Here is a 16,859-nt window from a genome sequence, read left to right on the forward strand (position 1 = left end):
CCGATCTGCAATCTCAGAGTGACTGAGTGGGGGGGCGCGTAGTGAGCGATGAAGAGGGAGTGGTGCCCGTGCACTGCGGCGAGGTCATCGCGGACCGCTATCGGGTCGAGCGGCTGCTCGGGATCGGCGGGATGGGGGCCGTCGTCGCGGCGCGGCACCTGTCCTTGGGCGAGCTCGTGGCGATCAAATTCATGCGGGCGGAGCACTGCGGCAACGCGGCGCTGCTGAGGCGGTTCCAGCGCGAGGCGCGCGGGATGTTCCGGCTGAAGACCGAGCACGTGCCGCGGGTCCACGACCTGGGCGCGCTCGCGCCGAGGCCGGGGATCGCGCTGCCCGTACCGTACATCGTGATGGAGCACCTCTCGGGCAACGATCTCCGCTCGATCGTGGAGCGCCGCGGGCGGCTGCCGGTCGACGAGGCGGCCGAGTACGTCCGTCAGGCCTGCGTCGCGCTCATCGAGGCGCACGCGCTCGGGATGGTGCACCGGGATCTGAAGCCCGCGAACCTGTTCCTGACGTACCGGACCGACGGCACGCCGCTCATCAAGGTGCTCGACTTCGGCGTCGCGAAGTTCACGTGCGCGAGGCCCGAGGAGGACGGGCTCGAGATGACGACGGCGCGGTCGGTCATGGGCTCGCGCCGCTACATGGCGCCCGAGCAGATGCTCACGCCCAAGGACGTGGACCTGCGCGCGGACCTGTGGGCGCTCGGGGTCGTGCTCTACCAGCTCGTGAGCGGCGCGCTGCCGTTCGGCGCGGAGACGCTGGAGCAGCTCGTGCTCGTGGTGTCGGAGCAGGCGCCCCGGCCGCTCCGGAACGTGTGCGCCGATCTGCCCGAGGGGTTCGAGGAGATCGTGATGGGCTGCCTCGAGAAGAACCGGGCCCGCCGTCCGGCCTCGGCCCGCGAGCTCGCCGCCGCGCTCGCGCCGTTCGCGCTGCGCGGGCCGCCCGACGCGACGCTGCCCACGGCGGTCCAGCGGAGCCAGCCGACGTTCACATGGCTGGACGAGGGACCGCCCACGACCGCCTTCCGGCCGCCGACGACCGCCTTCCGGCCGCCGACGACCGCCGTTCGGCCGTCCGAGGCGCGGGGGTCCGGGGTCGTCCGCCGCCCCAGGCGGGCATGGCTGGCGGCGGGCGCCTTCTCCGCGAGCGCCGCGCTGGCCATGACCGTCCTTCCGCCCGGGGGGCCGCGCACGGGGGAGGCCACCTGGACCGGCCGCGCCGGCGCGCAGCACCTCGCGGGGGTGCCGCAGGGGCTCGCCGCGGAGCCGCAGGGGACCGCCGGGGCAGGCAGGCCGCTCCACGCGCCCCGCGCCGCGGCTGACGGCGCGCCCGAAGCCGACGCGAGAGATGCGCCGCCGGCCGCATTCGACGGCGCCGGCCCCGTCGCGCCCGCGAGGGGGGCGCCGCCCGCGCGGGCGAACGCAGGGAGGCCTTCGCGCGCGCCCGTGCGCGCGGCGCTCGCGGCCGGGACGCGGGCGGGCCCGGCGCCGCAGGGGCGACAGGGGCCGGCGGCGCCTGCCGGCGGCGGTGCGCCCTCGGCGGCCTCGCCCGGGCGCGATGCGCCTCCACAGCCCCCTGCGCCGCCCGATGTGCCCTCGGCGGCCTCGGCTGTCCTCCCCGCCGGGGAGGGGGCGGGGCAGGCGGGTGCGCCGCAGGCGGCCACGGTGCAGGCCGCTCCGGGACCCGCGCCCACGACGTCGTCTGCTCCGGCGCCGCCGCCCGGTCGGGACTCCGCGGCCGGCGCTCCGGTCCACGTGGCAGGGCCCAGCCGCGGCGCGAACGCTCCGACGGTGGGGGCGCCGGACAGCCCCTGGTGATCGCCATGCGTCGAGGAGATCTCCCGAAGGTCTGCAGCTCGCGCCCGCGCGGGCTCGCCTGCGTCCTCGCGGCGCTGTCGCTGTCGCTCTCGCCGGCGAGCGGGGCGGCTTCCGAGCCGGGCTTGAGGCACCCCAACCCGGGACAGCCCAACCCGGGACAGCCCAACCCGGGTCAGCCCAACCCGGGTCAGCCCGGGGGACACAAGGAGCAGGTGCTCGCGCTGTATCAGGTCGCCAGACAGCTGCTCGACGCGGGGCGCGTCGCCGAGGCATGCGCCGTGCTCGAGCAGGGCAGAACCCTCGATCCGACGGCGATCAACCTGCTTCTGCGGCTCGGCGAGTGCCTCGCGCGCGCGGGCAGGACCGCGGGCGCCTGGAACGTCTTCAGCGAGGCCGCGGCCATCGCGAAGAGCGCGGGCGACCCCCGCGCGGCGCGCGCGGCCGCGCTCGCGGCGGCGCTCGAGCCGCGGCTCTCGCGCATGGCGATCGAGCCGCCCGCGGCCGGCGCCGCGCCGGGGCTGGAGATCCGGCGCGACGGCGTGCTGATCCTGCCCGCCCAGTGGGGGCAGGCGCTCCCGGTCGATCCCGGGACCCACACGGTCGAGGCGCGCGCGCCCGGCAGGAGGCGCTGGTCCACCGCGCGCGCCGTCCCGCCGGACGGCGCGCGCGTGGTCATCGACGTGCCCCCCCTGGAGCAGGAGCCGCCCCCGCGCGCGTTCTCCGCGGCGCCGCCTGGCCCCCGCCGGCAGGCGCCTCCCGTCCTGGCGAGCGCCGGCCGCGGCGACGGCGGCGACACCGGCGCCCGCGCGCAGCGGATGATCGCGCTCGCGACCGGCGGCGCCGGCCTCGTGGGGCTCGGCCTCGGCGCCTTGTTCGGCGCGGAGGCGATCGCCCGCCGGGACGCCTCGAACCGGGGCCACTGCGACGCGCGCAGCCGCTGCGATGCCGCCGGCGTCGCGCTGCGCGAGGACGCCCAGTCCGCCGGCACCGCCTCGACGATCGCCTTCTCGGCCGGCTCCGCCGCGCTGCTCGCGGCCGGCCTGCTCCTCTGGACCGCGCCGCCCCGCGCCGCCGCCTCGCCCGCGCGCCGCGCCACGGCGGCGGCCGCCGCCGGCCCCGGGGCGTTCTCGCTCGTCGTGGGCGGGAGCTACTGACGTGGGCGCGCGCGGCGCGATCGGGATCGGCGGGCGCCTCTCGCTCGTGGCGCTCGGCTGCGCCGGGTGCAACACGCTGCTCGGCCTCGAGGACGGCCTCCTCGTCGACGAGCGCTGCGAGCCGCTCTCGGCCGTCGCCTGCTACACCGGCTCGCCGACGACCGAGGGGATCGGCGCCTGCCAGACGGGCCTCCGGCGGTGCAATGCCGCCGGCGACGGCTACGGCCCCTGCGAGGGCGAGGTGACGCCCGCGCCCGAGCGCTGCGGCAACGCCGCCGACGACGACTGCGACGGCGCGGTCGACGAGCCGGACGGCGACGCCGGCGACCCCGCGGCCGGCGGCGGCGAGGCCTGCGCCTGCGACCCGGGGACGGTCGAGGTGTGCCCCTACGGCGGGCCGCCGGGGACCGTGGGCGTCGGCGCGTGCAGCGCCGGCCGGCGGACGTGCGGCGGCGACGGCCGGTGGGGCGCCTGCGCCGGCGAGGTCACGCCGCGGGCCGAGGACTGCACGACGCCCGCCGACGACGACTGCGGCGGCGGCGGCGACTGCGGCGCGGTGCTCCCCGGCGGGCTCCTCGGCGCGCTCCTCGGCGGCTCCGGCCAGGAGCGGGCGCGGGCGCTCGCGGCGGGCCGCGGGGGCTTCGCGATCCTGGGCGGCGAGTTCGAGGGCTCCCTCGACCTCGGCGCCGGGCCGATCGCGACCGGCGCCGAGCGGGACGTCTTCGTGGCGCGGATCGAGGCGGACGGCGCGGTCGCGTGGGTGCGGCGGCTCGTCGACGAGGGGCAAGGCGCGCTGCAGGCGCTCGCGGTGGACGCCGGGGGCGAGATCGCGATCGCGGGCGACCTCGAGGGGGTGATGGGCGCCGCCGGGCTGACCGCGCCCGCGCAGCAAGGGTTCGTGGTCAAGCTCGACGCGGCAGGCGGGCTGCGCTGGGGGACGTTGCTCCCCGGCAGACCGCAGGACGTCGCGGTCTCGGCGGCGGGCGACGTCGTGGTCGCGTCGGCGCTCCTCGGGCACGGCGGCAGCGACGTGGCGGTGGCCAGGCTCAGCGCGGCGGGCGTGCCGCTCTGGACGCGGGTGTTCGCCGGCGCGGGGACGCAGGAGCCGACGGGCGTGGCCGTGGACGCGCGCGGGGATGTGGTCGTGACGGGGACCTTCGAGGGCGACCTCGACCTCGGCGAGGGGGCGCCCCGGCTGTCGTCCGCGGGGATGAGCGACGTGTTCCTGGCCAAGCTCGACGAGCGCGGCGAGCACGTCGCGTCGCTGGCCTTCGGCGACGGCCGCCGCCAGCACGGGGGCGACATCGAGATCGGGCCGGGCGGCGAGATCGCGCTGAGCGGGACGTTCGAGGGGCTCCTCGACCTGGGCAGCGGCACGCTGTTCTCGGAGGGGGTCTCGGCGTTCGTTGTCGAGCTCGGGGCCGCGCGGGAGCACCGCTTCAGCCGGGCCTACCCGGCGGAGCAGCCGCCGCGCCTCGCGCTCGAGGCGGACGGCGGGCTCGTCCTCGCTGGCAGCGTCGAGGGGCCGACCGATCTCGGCGGCGGGCCCCTCGACGGCGCCGGCCGCGGCAGCGACATCGTGGCGGCGCGGCTCGACGCCGAGGGGCGCCACGTGTGGAGCAAGCGGCTCGGTCCGGGCGCCGGGCGCAGCGGCGGGCACAGGGCCGCCGCGGGCGTCGCGGCCTCCGTGGACCGCGGCCACGTCCTGCTCGCGGGGACGGTCGAGGGGAGCGTGGACCTCGACGGCGCCGCGGCGCAGTCGACCGCGGCCGACCTCCTGGTGGTGCGGCTCGCGCCGTGAGGCCCCCGGAGCGCGGAGCAAGGCGGACACGTCGCGCAGGAGAGCGGCCGAGCCCCGAGCCACCTTCGCGTCGGGCCCACAAAACACGACAGGCGACCTGCGAGAGGCCGCCTGTCGTGCCCGGTCAGGCCGGAGAGCGGTAGATCACTCGCAGGAGTTGAAGCACGCGGTGAGCGCCTGGCAGCCCTCGGCCGCCTCGCAGGCCGTGTAGGCGTCGTCGTAGCACGGGCCCGTCTCCGACTCCTCGATGACGCACAACTCACAATCGGTGTTGTTCACTTCCAGGTTCACCTCCCCGTCGTCCCCGCAGACGTCGGTCGTGGGATCCGTGGTGTCGCAGAGCGCGGCGCACCGAATTTCTGCCGCGCAACCGCAATGCAAGAAGTTCAGCGCATTGAACGCCTCCGTCTCGCTGGGATGTGCTTCAGAACAGCAGGTCATGCACGCCGTGGTCTCCAGGCCGGTGCACTCATTGCCCCCGCCCTCGCCGCCCGTGCCGCTATCCTCACCGCCCTCGCCGCCGGTCCCCGACGTGGTGCTCGAGGAGCTGCTCGTCGAGCCGCCCTCACCGCCCTCACCGCCCGTGCCGCCCTCGCCGCTTGTGACCGTACAGGCCGCCAACGCACACACACTGACCAGGATCGCCGCAAAACCAAGAGCTTTCATGAATGAATCCTCCGACAAGAAGAGTTGCGCTGCTCATGTGGAAGGACACGCCGAGCGACGCCGCCCGGCAGCCCTTCCTGTGCACTTCAGCGCCGCCGTTGGCGCCGGGTTCTGTTCCTACACCAGAAATTTACGCGATGGTATCCGCTGCGTGCTCACAGCTGCGCCTTGCGGGTGCCCCCCGGAGGCGTTCGAAGAGCGCGCGCTTCCGCGAGATGCGCCCGCCAGGCGCGTGTGAGCGATCCACCATCAGCGAATTTGTGAAGCAAGAGCAGAACCTAGCACGGAGGCGACGTGGGGGATCAAGTGTGTCGCGTAGATAACCTGCTCTCCGGGAACCACGACGAGCGCAGGCGTCCTCAGCGGCTCATGCGCGACACCGGGATCGGACGAGCTCGCTCGTGCGACATCCTCGTACAGGGAAGCAGTATCCAGGCGGGCGAACGGCCCAGTCAGGCCGGTTTGCAGCGGCGCGTCATTCCGGCGATCCCACGGCTCGTCCGGGCTGTCCCGCCGAGGCCAGAGCGCCGGCGCGGCGCCCGGGCAAGCTGCTTTGAGCTCACGCGAAGTGCGCTGAGCTCACGTGAAGGAGGGAGAGCGCTGGATCGCCGCGAGACGGGCTGCGCTACAAGCCGCCCGCGGCGCGCCGCATGGCGCAGTCGAGGTCGCCTTTGCAGGGGTCGCTCGCCGCGCGCGCGCCGCCCTGGCTCGGCGGCGGAGCGGCGGCGCCGGCGGCCGGTCCGCTGCTCCCGGCGGTGCGCTTCGCCGCCGCCTTGCCCGCGCCTGCCGGGGCGGCGGGCCGGGCCTTCGTCCCGCGGCCGGCGCGCTCCTTCGCCTTGTCGCCCGGCTTTGCCGGAGGCGCCGCCGCGATCTCGGCCGGGGCCTTCGCCTCCACCTTTGGCAGGTGCGAGAGCGCCGCGCTCGCCGCGGAGCGCACCCCGGGCTGCGCGGCCGCGTGGAGCGTCTCGCGCGGGGCGCCGAGCCACACCGCGCTGGCGACGACCGCGGCGCCGACGAGGCCCATGACGCCATAACGCACACCCGCCGCCCGCCGCGCGCGCGGCGGGCGCAGGTCGATCGGGACCTCGGACGGCACCGGCGTGAGATCAGGCGACCTGAACGCCGGCAGCTCGGGCGCGCCGAACGGAAAGAGATCCAGGTAGCTGCTGCGCTCCTGTTCATCGCCGGCGGCCGGTCCGTGGATATCCACCATCCCGGAGCCCTTCGGGCCCTGATCGACCCGCGCGCCGGCCACCTTCGTTGTCGCTGCCTGCTCCACCGCGAGCAGCGCGCTCAGGGAGATCACCACCGAGTTCTCGTCCCGCGGCCCGGCCACGACGCTGTTCGGCGTCGCCCCACCGCTCGAGGATCGCCCATCCGTCTCACCGGGCCTGTGATTCGTGCTTCCCATACGCTCCACCCCGTCTGCCGTCCGTGTCGCTCGAGCACAGGGCGTAGACAGCATCCATCAATGTACCTGGACTCCACCGCTCTTGATACAAATTTTTTACTGCGCTGGAGAGCGCACCTCATCGCAACAGCGCCGGAGCGCTCAGCGCTCGTGCGCGCGGAGGCCAGAGCTCCCCACACCGTCTCGGCGCCGGCGACACCAGGCGTGGCGCGCGCGCCTCGCTGCCGGGGCCGGCGCTCCGGAGCCACCGCCTGCCCGGCCGCGCGGGCGCCTCGGACGGCCCTGCCCTTCGCCTTCCGCGCGCGGCCCTGCCGCCCGCGCGCGGCCCGTGTCCGTGCCCGCAGTCGCCGCAGTCGAGGCGCGCGCGGGACTCGCTTTGTGATCGGGGACCCCAATGGCCGGCGGAAAGCGCGCCTCGTCGCCCGGCCGGTCGACATTTCATCTCGACGAAACCTCGAGGAAACACCGCGCTCGGCATTAGACATTTCACCACGACGTCGTGTCGCTGGCCCCTGTCCGAGGGCCGAGCCCTGCTGCGCAGGGCGGTCCTTCGGTGTCCAGCCGGGAGTCTCCAGTTGCCGACTCCCGAGCTTTCCCACGGCTCTTGTGCAGTCGGATCGCCGCGCCGCGTCGATGCAGGGCATTGAACGCGCACCCGGCACCCAAGGAGGATGCGTTGAATATGTTCACGTCTGGGTTGGACGTCGAGGAGCGGTCGGCGGCGGGCTCCTTTCGGCGGCGGGCGGTCTGCTTCGCGGCGGCGGCCCTCGCCGGGGCGGCCCTGCTCTCCGCCTGTAGCAAGGAGGGCGAGGAGGCGCCGGCGCCCGGGACGGCGCCCGCGGCGCCCGCCTCGGACAGCGCCACCATCAAGGTCGGCGTGCTCCACTCGCTGAGCGGCACGATGTCGATCAGCGAGGTGGCCGTGAAGGACGCGACGATCCTCGCCATCGAGGAGATCAACAAGGCGGGCGGCGTGCTCGGCAAGCAGATCACGCCCGTGATCGAGGACGGCGCCAGCGACTGGCCCACGTTCAACGAGAAGGCCAGAAAGCTCATCCAGCAGGACGGGGTGGCCGTCGTGTTCGGCGGGTGGACCAGCGCCAGCCGCAAGGCGATGCTGCCCTCGTTCGAGGAGCTGAACGGCCTCCTCTTCTACCCGGTCCAGTACGAGGGCCTCGAGCAGTCGCCCAACATCTTCTACACCGGCGCCGAGCCGAGCCAGCAGATCGTCCCCGCGATCGACTACCTGCTCGAGCAGGGCAAGAAGCGCATCTACCTGCTCGGCTCGGACTACGTCTTTCCGCGCACGGCCAACAAGATCATCAAGGCCCAGCTCGCGGCGAAGGGCGGCGAGCTCGCCGGCGAGGAGTACCTGCCGCTCGGCGGGACCGAGGTCAGCACGATCATCAGCAAGATCGGCGCGGCCAAGCCGGACGCCGTCTTCAACACGCTGAACGGCGACAGCAACGTGGCGTTCTTCAAGCAGTTCAAGGACGCCGGCTACACGGTCGACAAGATGACGGTCCTCTCGGTGAGCGTCGCCGAGGAGGAGGTGCGCGGCATCGGCGCCGAGAACATCGCCGGACACCTCGTCTCGTGGAACTATTACCAGACCACGGAGACCCCCGAGAACAAGAGGTTCGTCGACGCGTACAAGGCCAAGTACGGCGCCGCGCGCGTCACGGACGACCCCATCGAGGCGGGCTATTTCGGGGTCTACCTCTGGAAGCTGGCCGTCGAGAAGGCGAAGTCCACGGAGGTGGCCAAGGTGAAGCAGGCCGCGAGCGCCGGAGACATCGAGTACGCCGCGCCCGGTGGGCTCGTCCGGCTCGACGGGAAGAACCAGCACACCTGGAAGACGGTGCGCATCGGCCAGGTCCGCAAGGACGGCCTCATCCAGGAGGTCTGGAGCTCGGGCAAGCCGGTCCAGCCGGACCCGTACCTCACCGCCTACCCCTGGGCGAAGGAGCTGGTCGCGAAGTAGCGCGGCCGGAGGCGGCAGTCCCGCCCTCGAAGCCCGAGGGCCCGACCACGGAGGCGCAGAGCGCACAGGGGGCTCGTCGTGATGCCCGCTGTGCCTCTGCGGCTCGAACCTCTCTTGCGCGGCGTCTCAACCTGTTCGGTGCTCTAGCATGAACGAAGTTCTCCTCCACGCCTTCAACGGCCTGAGCCTGGGCTCGATCCTCCTGCTCATCTCGATGGGCCTCGCGTTCTCGTTCGGGCTGATGAACGTGATCAACATGGCCCACGGCGAGTTCATCATGGCGGGGGCCTACACGACGTACGTCGTCGGGCAGCACCTTGCGCCGCTCGTCGGGGGGACGGACGCCGGGCTCTGGTTCCTGCTCGCGCTGCCGGCCTCGTTCCTCGTGGCCGGCGTGCTCGGGCTCCTGCTCGAGCTCACGATCGTGCGCTTTCTCTATGGCAGGCCGCTCGACACGCTGCTCGCCACGTGGGGGGTCGGCCTCGTGCTGCAGCAGGCCGCGCGCAGCCTGTTCGGCGCGTCCAACGTGCAGGTCTCGAGCCCGTCGTGGCTGAGCGGCGGCGTCGTGCTCTCGGGCGGGGTGCAGCTGCCCTACAAGCGCGTCTTCCTGATCGCCCTCGTGATCGCGTGCATCGTCGCCGTCTACACGTACCTGCACCGCTCCGCGGGCGGCAGGCGGCTGCGGGCGGTGATGCAGAACCGGCAGATGGCCTCGTGCCTCGGCGTCCGCACGCGCCGGGTCGACGCCGCGACGTTCGCGCTCGGCGCGGGGCTCGCCGGGGTCGCGGGGTGCGCGCTGACGCAGCTCGGCTCGATCGGGCCGTCGCTCGGGACGAACTACATCGTCGACGCCTTCATGGTGGTCATCCTCGGAGGGCTCGGGCGTCTGCCCGGCACGGTGGTGGCGGCGCTCGTGATCGGCGTCGCGAACACGCTGCTCGAGCTCTCGACGACGGCGTCGCTCGGCAAGGCGCTCGTGTTCGCGCTGGTGATCGCCTTTTTGCAGTGGCGGCCGACAGGCCTGCTCGCCCTGCGCACCCGATAGAAGAGGACACGGACATGGCCCTTCGAGACTCCACCCTTCGCAGCTTCCTCTGGACCTGGGGCGCGCCGCTCGCGGTGGCGTTGCCGCTCCTCGTCGCGCCGCTCGTGCTCTCCGACTTCCGGCTGAACCTGCTCGGCAAGTTCCTCACCTACGCCATCGTCGCGCTCGGGCTCGACCTCATCTGGGGCTACGGCGGGATGCTGAGCCTCGGACAGGGGCTCTTCTTCGGCCTCGGCGGCTACGCGATGGCGATGTACCTGAAGCTGGAGACGTCCGGCTCGCGCCTGCCCGATTTCATGAGCTGGAGCGGCCTCGAGGCGCTGCCCCTCTTCTGGGAGGCGTTCCGCTCGCCGGTCGTGGCCCTCTGCGCCGTGGTGCTGCTGCCGATGGCGATCGCGTCCGCGGTGGGCTACCTCGTCTTCCGCAGCCGCGTCCAGGGGGTGTATTTCTCGCTGATCACCCAGGGGCTCACGCTGATCGCGTCGATCCTCTTCATCGGCCAGCAGGCGCTCACGGGCGGCACGAACGGGATCACGAACCTGAAGACGATCTTCGGCTTCGCGCGCGGGGCGGCCTCGACGCAGACGGTGCTCTATTTCGTGACGCTCTTCTGCCTGGGGGCGCTCTATCTTTTTTGCCGGAGGCTCACCCAGTCGCGCTTCGGGCGCCTGCTCGTGGCGATGCGCGACGACGAGAACCGGGTGCGCTTCCTCGGCTACAACCCGGTCACCCTGAAGACGCTTGTGTTCGCGCTGTCGGCGGGCATGGCCGGCATCGCCGGCGCGCTGTTCGTCTGTCAGGTCGGCCTCATCTCGCCGTCCTCGATGGGCGTGATGCCGTCGATCGAGATGGTGACCTGGGTGGCGGTCGGCGGGCGCGGCACGCTGATCGGCGCGGTCGTCGGGGCGATCCTTGTGAGCCTGGGGAAGAGCGCGCTGAGCGAGTCGTACCCCGAGGTGTGGCAGCTCGCCTTCGGCGCGCTCTTCGCGGCGTCGGTCATGCTGCTCCCGACCGGCGTCGCCGGCTTCCTGCGGCGCCACGGGTCGAGGCTCGTGCGCCGCCACGCGGCCGGCGCGGCGGATCCGGCGGGCGCGCTCGGCGAGGCCGCCGTGGCCGGGCCGGCGAGCGCGGACGAGGTCGAGCCATCGGCGGCGCGCACCGAGGCGCCGGCGACGTCCGGGCGCTGAGGGGAGGAGCGGAGATGAGCAGGGACGAGCGCGGGAATGGACACGGGGAGGGACGCGGGAATGGACACGGGGAGGGACGCAGGAATGAGCGCGACAACGAACAGAGGAGCGAGGGGATGAGCCGCGGCAACATCGTCGAGATCCAGCAGGTGACGGTGAGCTTCGACGGCTTCAAGGTGCTGGACGGGCTCGATTTCTCCATCGAGCGCGGCGAGCTCAGGTTCCTGATCGGGCCGAACGGCGCGGGCAAGACGACGCTTCTCGACATCCTCACGGGCAAGACGCGGCCGTCGAGCGGACGTGTGGTGTTCCACGGAGGTGGGGAGTCGGGGCGAGAGGCCGTCGAGGTGCACCGGTTGCCGGAGCACGCCCTGGTCCGGCAGGGGATCGGGCGGAAGTTCCAGACGCCCGCGGTGTTCGGCAGCCTCACGGTGCTCGAGAACCTGGAGGCGGCGATGGGCTTCCGGGAGAGCGCGCCGGGGCTGCTCCGCGGGCTGTCCGCGGCGCAGGAGAAGGAGATCGCCGAGACGCTCGACCGGATCGGGCTCCGGCGGCGCGCGGACGTCCGGGCCGCGGTGCTCGCGCACGGGGAGCGGCAGTGGCTGGAGATCGGCATGCTGCTCGTGCAGCAGCCGAAGCTGCTCCTGCTCGACGAGCCGGTGGCGGGGATGACCCGGCGCGAGCGCGACCGCACGGGGGAGCTCGTCCAGGAGATCGCGAAGCAGCGGTCGGTGCTGGTGGTGGAGCATGACATGGAGTTCGTGCGGCGCTACGCGAGCACGGTGACGGTGCTGCACGCCGGCAGGAGGCTGTGCGAGGGGCCGGTCGAGGAGGTCCAGGGCAACGCGCAGGTGATCGAGGTCTACCTCGGGCGGGCGCACGACGCAGGGCGCGCGCGCGGCGGCGCGGCGGCCGCGGCTGCGGCTGCGGCGGAGGAGCGGTAGAGAACATGCTGGTGATCGAGGATCTCGCGGTCTACTACGAAGAGAGCTGCATCCTGTCGCAGGTCAGCCTGGAGGTCGCGCCCGGCCGGGTATCGTGCCTCCTTGGGCGCAACGGGGTCGGCAAGACGACGCTGCTCAAGGCGATCATGGGCGTGCTGAAGCCGCGGCGCGGAAAGGTGGCGCTCGACGGGGCGGACCTCACCTCGAGGTCGCCGAGCGACAGGGCGCGCGCGGGCATCGGCTATGTGCCGCAGGGGCGAGGGATCTTCCCCTATCTGACGGTGCGGGAGAACCTGCTCATGGGCTTCGAGGCGAAGAGCGACCCCACGCCGAGCCCGGCGGCGCTGGAGGAGATGATGGCCATGTTCCCCATCCTCAAGAAGTTCGAGGCGCGGGCGGCAGGGACGCTGAGCGGCGGGCAGCAGCAGCAGCTCTCGCTCGCGCGCGTGCTGCTGAGGAAGCCGAAGCTCCTCTTGCTGGACGAGCCGACGGAGGGGATCCAGCCGTCGATCATGCAGGAGATCGGGGAGGTGATCAAAGGGCTCGGGAAGCAGGGGGACATGGCGATCCTGCTCGTGGAGCAGTTCCTGGATTTCGCGCTCTCGACGGCGAGCGAGTACTCCATCATGGATAACGGGGGGATCGTGCGGCGGGGGAGCGTGGCGGAGTTCAACGACGAGATCGCGAGGGAGTTCCTGGCGGTGTGAGCGGCCGCGCGACGACCTACGCCAGCGCTTCCTCTGCGCTGGCCGAGGTCATGGCCTGGTCCAGCCATCGGTGCAGGGTGTCCAGCTCGGAGCAGGCGTCGATCCGGGTCTCCATCGCCGCGGTCGGCGTGAAGCCGCGGCGAGCCAGCACCCTGTGCAGCAGCGCTCGTGCCTCGGTGAGCTGGCCCGTCTCGATCCCCCTCTCGATCCCCTTCTCGACCCCCTGCTCGATGAGCTGCTCCTTGACCTCCGGGCTGTGGGCGAGCAGGGCCTGGAGGATCCACTGACTGCGCGCCTCGATCTCCGGGTCGTCGACGCGGGCGAACCGTCGCAGCAAGTCCTCACGGGTCTTCGGTGACATCGGCAGGTATTCTGGCAGCTCGCCGAAACGTGCGCGCAAGAGCCGCAGCCGGCGTGCCGGCCAGCCCGGCGGTTTCCTCAGCTCGGTTCGTCCAGCACTTCGGCGAGGGTCTTCGCGCTGAGCACCCGCTCGGCCCACCGCTCGAGGGCGGTGGTCGCGGCCCCCTCGACGCGGGCCACAGCGGCGTCCGGCAGCTCACCGAAGCGAGCGCGCAAGAGCCGCAGCAACATGGCACGCTCTCCTTCCTGGCGTCCCTGCGCGACGTACTTCTTCGCGAAATCGCTCTGGTACTCGTAGCCCTTCATCATCACCTCCAGCGCCCGGCGGGCCGCCGCGTTCAGGGAATTTAGCACGACATCGCCGTAGAACCTGGCCCTGTCCTCCTCGATCCCCCGGATCGCGGGCAGCGCGGCGGCGGCGATCCTCGCTCCCTGCTCGCTGCTGCCGTGCGCCAGGGCGGAGAGCACGGCCAGCTCGGGCCGGCGGACCGCCTCCGCGAGGTCCGTCACGACCGAAACCGCCTCACGCCCCAGCACGGGCGGGCGCAACACGAAGCCGGGGATGCCGGTCTCGATCGGCGCTGCGCACCAGGCGGCGACGTGGGGGTCGGGGGCGACGACGAGCAGGCCCACCTGGCAGCGGTGCGCGGCGCGCGCGCCCATGGTGTAGTCGGGCCAGCTGAAGCGCTTTCGTGGATCGATGCCGAGCTGGACCTCGACGATGAGCACCCAGATCGGCGCGTCGCCGTCGAGCAGGACGACGACGAGGTCGGCGCGGTACTCGGCAGGCTGGATCTCGGTCAGGTCGATCGAGGTGAGGCGCGCTCCCGAGTAGGGCGGGAGCGGGACGCCGAGCACCTCGACGAGGAGCTCGGCGGCGAGCGAGGGGCGGTTCTTGAAGAGATCCACGAGGATCTCGTGGGCCATGGAGGGCATCGCGACGTGGCTCGCCGGCGGTCGAGTTCAGGACTGCGCGGGGTCTCCGCGGCGAAGGTCTGCTTCGCGCCCCCATCGAGGTGGCCCACGGCGGGGTGATATCAGCGCTCCGGGAGGAGGGCATTCGAAAGTTCGATGTTGCGCAGCAGAAATGGAGACACCATTGTGGCAGCTCGCGCGTAATGGCGTGAGTCTGCGCGTCCTGCTGCCAGGCGGCTCGCCCGGCCTGCGGTGCTTCCGGAGTTGCTTGGCGGGTATCCTCTCGGCGCTCGGTTCGCTCAACACGAGGGAGCGGCCGCGGAGCGCCCCGGAGCCGTGCGACGGACGGCCACGGCGGAGCCGGCGCCGTCGGGCCGGCCGACCTGCTGGGCGCCGGAGAGCCCGCAATGCCGCGGGCCCCTGGAAGCCGCGCCGCGGGAGGGCGCGCAGGCGGCTCGCGGAGCAGGGCATGAGGCGGATCACGTGCGGCGGTGGACAGCGCCCGTGCGGCGGCTGTAGGAGTAAACATGCTCAGCAGACGCGCCGGGTGGTGGTGGGCGGCATCGGCCTTCCTGGCCAGCGGTTGTACTGCGCTCCTGGGGCTGGACAAGGACTATCACCCGCTGGATGGCGCGGGCGGCGACGCCGGCTCAGGCGGCGGCGACGCAAGCTCGGGCGGCGGCGACGCAAGCTCAGGCCGCGGCGGCGCCGACCATGGCAGCGGCGCCGGCACCGGAGCGTGCACGCCCGGCGATGCGCGGTGCTCGGACAACCGACCAGAGCAATGCAACGACCTCGGTCAGTGGGACGCCCCGGAGCCGTGCCCTGCGGAGGCGCCCGTGTGCAGCGGAGGGGCGTGCACGACACCGCCGAGCTGCGAAGGGCTGCCAGCGACGTGCGGGTCGGGCGCCGACGAGGGCTGCTGCGCGAGCGCGCTGGTGCCAGGGGGGATGTTCAACCGCGGCAACGATCCTGCGTATCCAGCGACAGTCAGCGACTTCCGGCTGGATCGCTTCGAGGTGACGGTGGGGAGGTTCCGGAAGTTCGTGGAGGCGTACCCCGGGAGCCGGCCCGCGGCCGATGCGGGAGCGCACCCGGGCATCCAGGCGAGCGGGTGGAAGCCGGCCTGGAACGGCGAGCTGCCCCCGGATGCGGCGGCGCTGCGAGCCGCGGTGACGTGCACTCCAGACAACCCGGACATGCGCACGTGGACGGAGGAGCCCGGCGCCCAGGAGCACCTGCCGATGAACTGCGTGAGCTGGTACGTCGCCTTCGCGTTCTGCGCGTGGGACGGGGGCCGGTTCCCGACCGAAGCCGAGTGGAACTACGCGGCGGCCGGAGGGGACGAGCAACGGCAATACCCATGGTCGAATCCGCCGGAGTCGACGACCATCGACGCGAGCTATGCCTCCTATGATTGCAGGGAGAGCGCAGCGCCCGGCTGCACGTTCCAGAGCGACTTTGGCGACATCGCGCCCTCCGGCTCCCGCTCGCCGAGGGGCGACGGGCGGTGGGCGCAGGCGGATCTCGGCGGGAGCATGCGGGAGTGGATGCTGGATGGATACGGGACCTACCCGGCGGAATGCGTCGATTGCGCCAACCTGACGGACACCTCGAACCGGGTGGTCCGCGGCGGGAGCACCTTCGGCGCGCCAAGCTATCTGTTGACGTCCGCGCGGGTCAGCGTGGCGCCGACGGCCCCCTACTACAGCCTCGGCATGCGGTGCGCGAGGACGCCGTAGGAGGCCGCGCTCAGCCGAAGAAATCGAACGCCGTCCCGGCGCCCCGCTCGCGCGCGGCGGCGTAGACGACGCGCGCGAGCGCCACGTCCTGGATCGCGAGGCCGGTCGAGTCGAACACCGTGATGGCCGCGTCTCCGCGCCCCGCGAGCTTGCCCGCGACGAGCTCGCCGATCGTCCCCTGGATGTGCTCGCGGTGCAGCGCGCCCGCGTGCAGCGGCACGTTGACCTCGCCGCTCTCGGTCGCCTGCGCCCAGTCGTCGATGATCACGCGCGCGTCCCGGAGGATCTCCGGATCGAGCTCCTGCTTGCCGGGCGCGTCGGCGCCCATCGCGTTGATGTGCGCCCCAGGGCGGACCCACGCGCGCTGCACGACCGGCGCGCGCGCGGGCGTGGAGGTGCAGAGGATGTCGCAGCCGGAGGCCTCTTCCACCGAGACGGCGCGCCCGCCCGCCTCGGCCGCGAACCGCTCGCTCGCCTCGGGCGACACGTCCGCGGTGAGCACCTCCAGCTGAGCGCCGTAGACGGCGCGGTGGGCGTCGAGCAGGAAGCGCGCCTGCACGCCGCAGCCGATGAAGCCGAGCGTCCTCGGGTTCGGCCGCGCGAGGAGCCTCGACGCGATCGCCGCCGCCGCGCCGGTCCGCACCGCCGTGAGGCGCGTCGCGTCCATCACGGCGAGGGGCGACGCCGTGGCCGGATCGCTGAGGATGTAGAGCCCCATGACGGACGGCAGGCCGAAGCGCGCCGGGTTCTTCGGGTGAGAATTGACCCACTTCACCCCAGCCGCGCCGTCGGCGTAGGCCGGCATCGCACGGAGATCGCCGTCGTGAGCCGGCAGCCCCAGGTACACCTTCGGCGGCATCGCGGCCTCGCCGCGGCCGTGCGCCGCGAACGCCGCCTCCACGGCGGCGATGGCCGCGTCCATGGCGAGAAGGGAGACCACATCGGACTGGGACAGGAGCAATGTTTTCTCGGACTTCATCGGCCGCGACCGTACGCGAGGCCGAAAGCGAACGCACGCCTTCCAGCGGCGGGCAGGTGTGCTCGCAGGGTCCGCGCGCCGCCTTCGTGCGCCCTCTTTCCACGAAAGGGACGCCTGGCCTGCTCGGATCTCCCGGCCGAG

The 16,859-nt window shown here is 72.9% G+C and carries 14 protein-coding genes; 9 read left to right on the forward strand and 5 right to left on the reverse strand.

Translation table 11 applies throughout. The annotated features are described in order from the left end of the window. The first annotated feature begins 68 nt into the window (after positions 1–68). From WME75_RS29340 to WME75_RS29350, 3 genes are read left to right on the forward strand one after another with little or no spacing between them, the layout of a single operon-like run. Positions 69–1,823, forward strand: a complete 1,755-nt coding sequence (locus WME75_RS29340) for a protein kinase domain-containing protein (RefSeq protein WP_437477915.1) — start codon at positions 69–71, stop codon at positions 1,821–1,823. 5 nt (positions 1,824–1,828) lie between these two features. Continuing rightward, entirely contained in the window at positions 1,829–2,977 is a 1,149-nt protein-coding gene (locus WME75_RS29345; protein ID WP_437477918.1) for a tetratricopeptide repeat protein, read from the forward strand. Position 2,978: 1 nt separating this feature from the next. After that, positions 2,979–4,778, forward strand: coding sequence for a hypothetical protein (locus tag WME75_RS29350; RefSeq protein ID WP_437477921.1), 1,800 nt, complete (start codon positions 2,979–2,981; stop codon positions 4,776–4,778). A 144-nt stretch (positions 4,779–4,922) separates the two neighbouring features. Here WME75_RS29350 and WME75_RS29355 read toward each other — a convergent pair whose 3' ends face one another. Together WME75_RS29355 and WME75_RS29360 are read right to left on the reverse strand one after the other, a co-directional pair. Then, a complete protein-coding gene (locus WME75_RS29355; RefSeq protein WP_437477924.1) occupies positions 4,923–5,444 on the reverse strand; it encodes a hypothetical protein in 522 nt (173 codons plus the stop codon). Between the two features lie 625 nt (positions 5,445–6,069). Then, positions 6,070–6,855 (reverse strand): hypothetical protein, encoded by a 786-nt coding sequence (locus WME75_RS29360; RefSeq protein WP_437477927.1) that lies wholly within the window; start codon positions 6,853–6,855, stop codon positions 6,070–6,072. A gap of 682 nt (positions 6,856–7,537) precedes the next feature. On the opposite strand from WME75_RS29360, the gene urtA reads away from it, so the two are divergent. From urtA to urtE, 5 genes are all read left to right on the forward strand, one after another. Beyond that, positions 7,538–8,839, forward strand: a complete 1,302-nt coding sequence (gene urtA / locus WME75_RS29365; protein WP_437477930.1) for an urea ABC transporter substrate-binding protein — start codon at positions 7,538–7,540, stop codon at positions 8,837–8,839. A 148-nt stretch (positions 8,840–8,987) separates the two neighbouring features. Further along, on the forward strand, positions 8,988–9,884 hold the full coding sequence (gene urtB / locus WME75_RS29370) for an urea ABC transporter permease subunit UrtB (RefSeq protein WP_437477933.1): 897 nt from the start codon (positions 8,988–8,990) through the stop codon (positions 9,882–9,884). 14 nt (positions 9,885–9,898) lie between these two features. After that, positions 9,899–11,071 (forward strand): urea ABC transporter permease subunit UrtC, encoded by a 1,173-nt coding sequence (gene urtC, locus WME75_RS29375; protein WP_437477935.1) that lies wholly within the window; start codon positions 9,899–9,901, stop codon positions 11,069–11,071. A gap of 116 nt (positions 11,072–11,187) precedes the next feature. Beyond that, entirely contained in the window at positions 11,188–12,015 is an 828-nt protein-coding gene (urtD, locus tag WME75_RS29380; RefSeq protein ID WP_437477938.1) for an urea ABC transporter ATP-binding protein UrtD, read from the forward strand. Between the two features lie 5 nt (positions 12,016–12,020). Then, positions 12,021–12,722, forward strand: a complete 702-nt coding sequence (gene urtE / locus WME75_RS29385; RefSeq protein WP_437477941.1) for an urea ABC transporter ATP-binding subunit UrtE — start codon at positions 12,021–12,023, stop codon at positions 12,720–12,722. A gap of 16 nt (positions 12,723–12,738) precedes the next feature. Here the strand turns inward: urtE and WME75_RS29390 are convergent, their stop codons facing one another. Beyond that, positions 12,739–13,083, reverse strand: a complete 345-nt coding sequence (locus tag WME75_RS29390) for a hypothetical protein (protein WP_437477944.1) — start codon at positions 13,081–13,083, stop codon at positions 12,739–12,741. A 77-nt stretch (positions 13,084–13,160) separates the two neighbouring features. Further along, positions 13,161–14,009 (reverse strand): DUF4351 domain-containing protein, encoded by an 849-nt coding sequence (locus WME75_RS29395; protein WP_437477947.1) that lies wholly within the window; start codon positions 14,007–14,009, stop codon positions 13,161–13,163. A 515-nt stretch (positions 14,010–14,524) separates the two neighbouring features. On the opposite strand from WME75_RS29395, the gene WME75_RS29400 reads away from it, so the two are divergent. Continuing rightward, positions 14,525–15,739, forward strand: a complete 1,215-nt coding sequence (locus WME75_RS29400; protein ID WP_437477950.1) for a formylglycine-generating enzyme family protein — start codon at positions 14,525–14,527, stop codon at positions 15,737–15,739. Positions 15,740–15,749: 10 nt separating this feature from the next. Here the strand turns inward: WME75_RS29400 and WME75_RS29405 are convergent, their stop codons facing one another. Then, the gene (locus tag WME75_RS29405; RefSeq protein WP_437477952.1) at positions 15,750–16,718 is read right to left on the reverse strand and encodes an ornithine cyclodeaminase family protein; all 969 of its coding nucleotides are present in this window, start codon (positions 16,716–16,718) and stop codon (positions 15,750–15,752) included. Between the last annotated feature and the right edge of the window lie 141 nt (positions 16,719–16,859).

Origin of the sequence: Sorangium sp. So ce1014, assembly GCF_051521505.1 — a bacterium.
Lineage (GTDB): Bacteria > Myxococcota_A > Polyangia > Polyangiales > Polyangiaceae > Sorangium.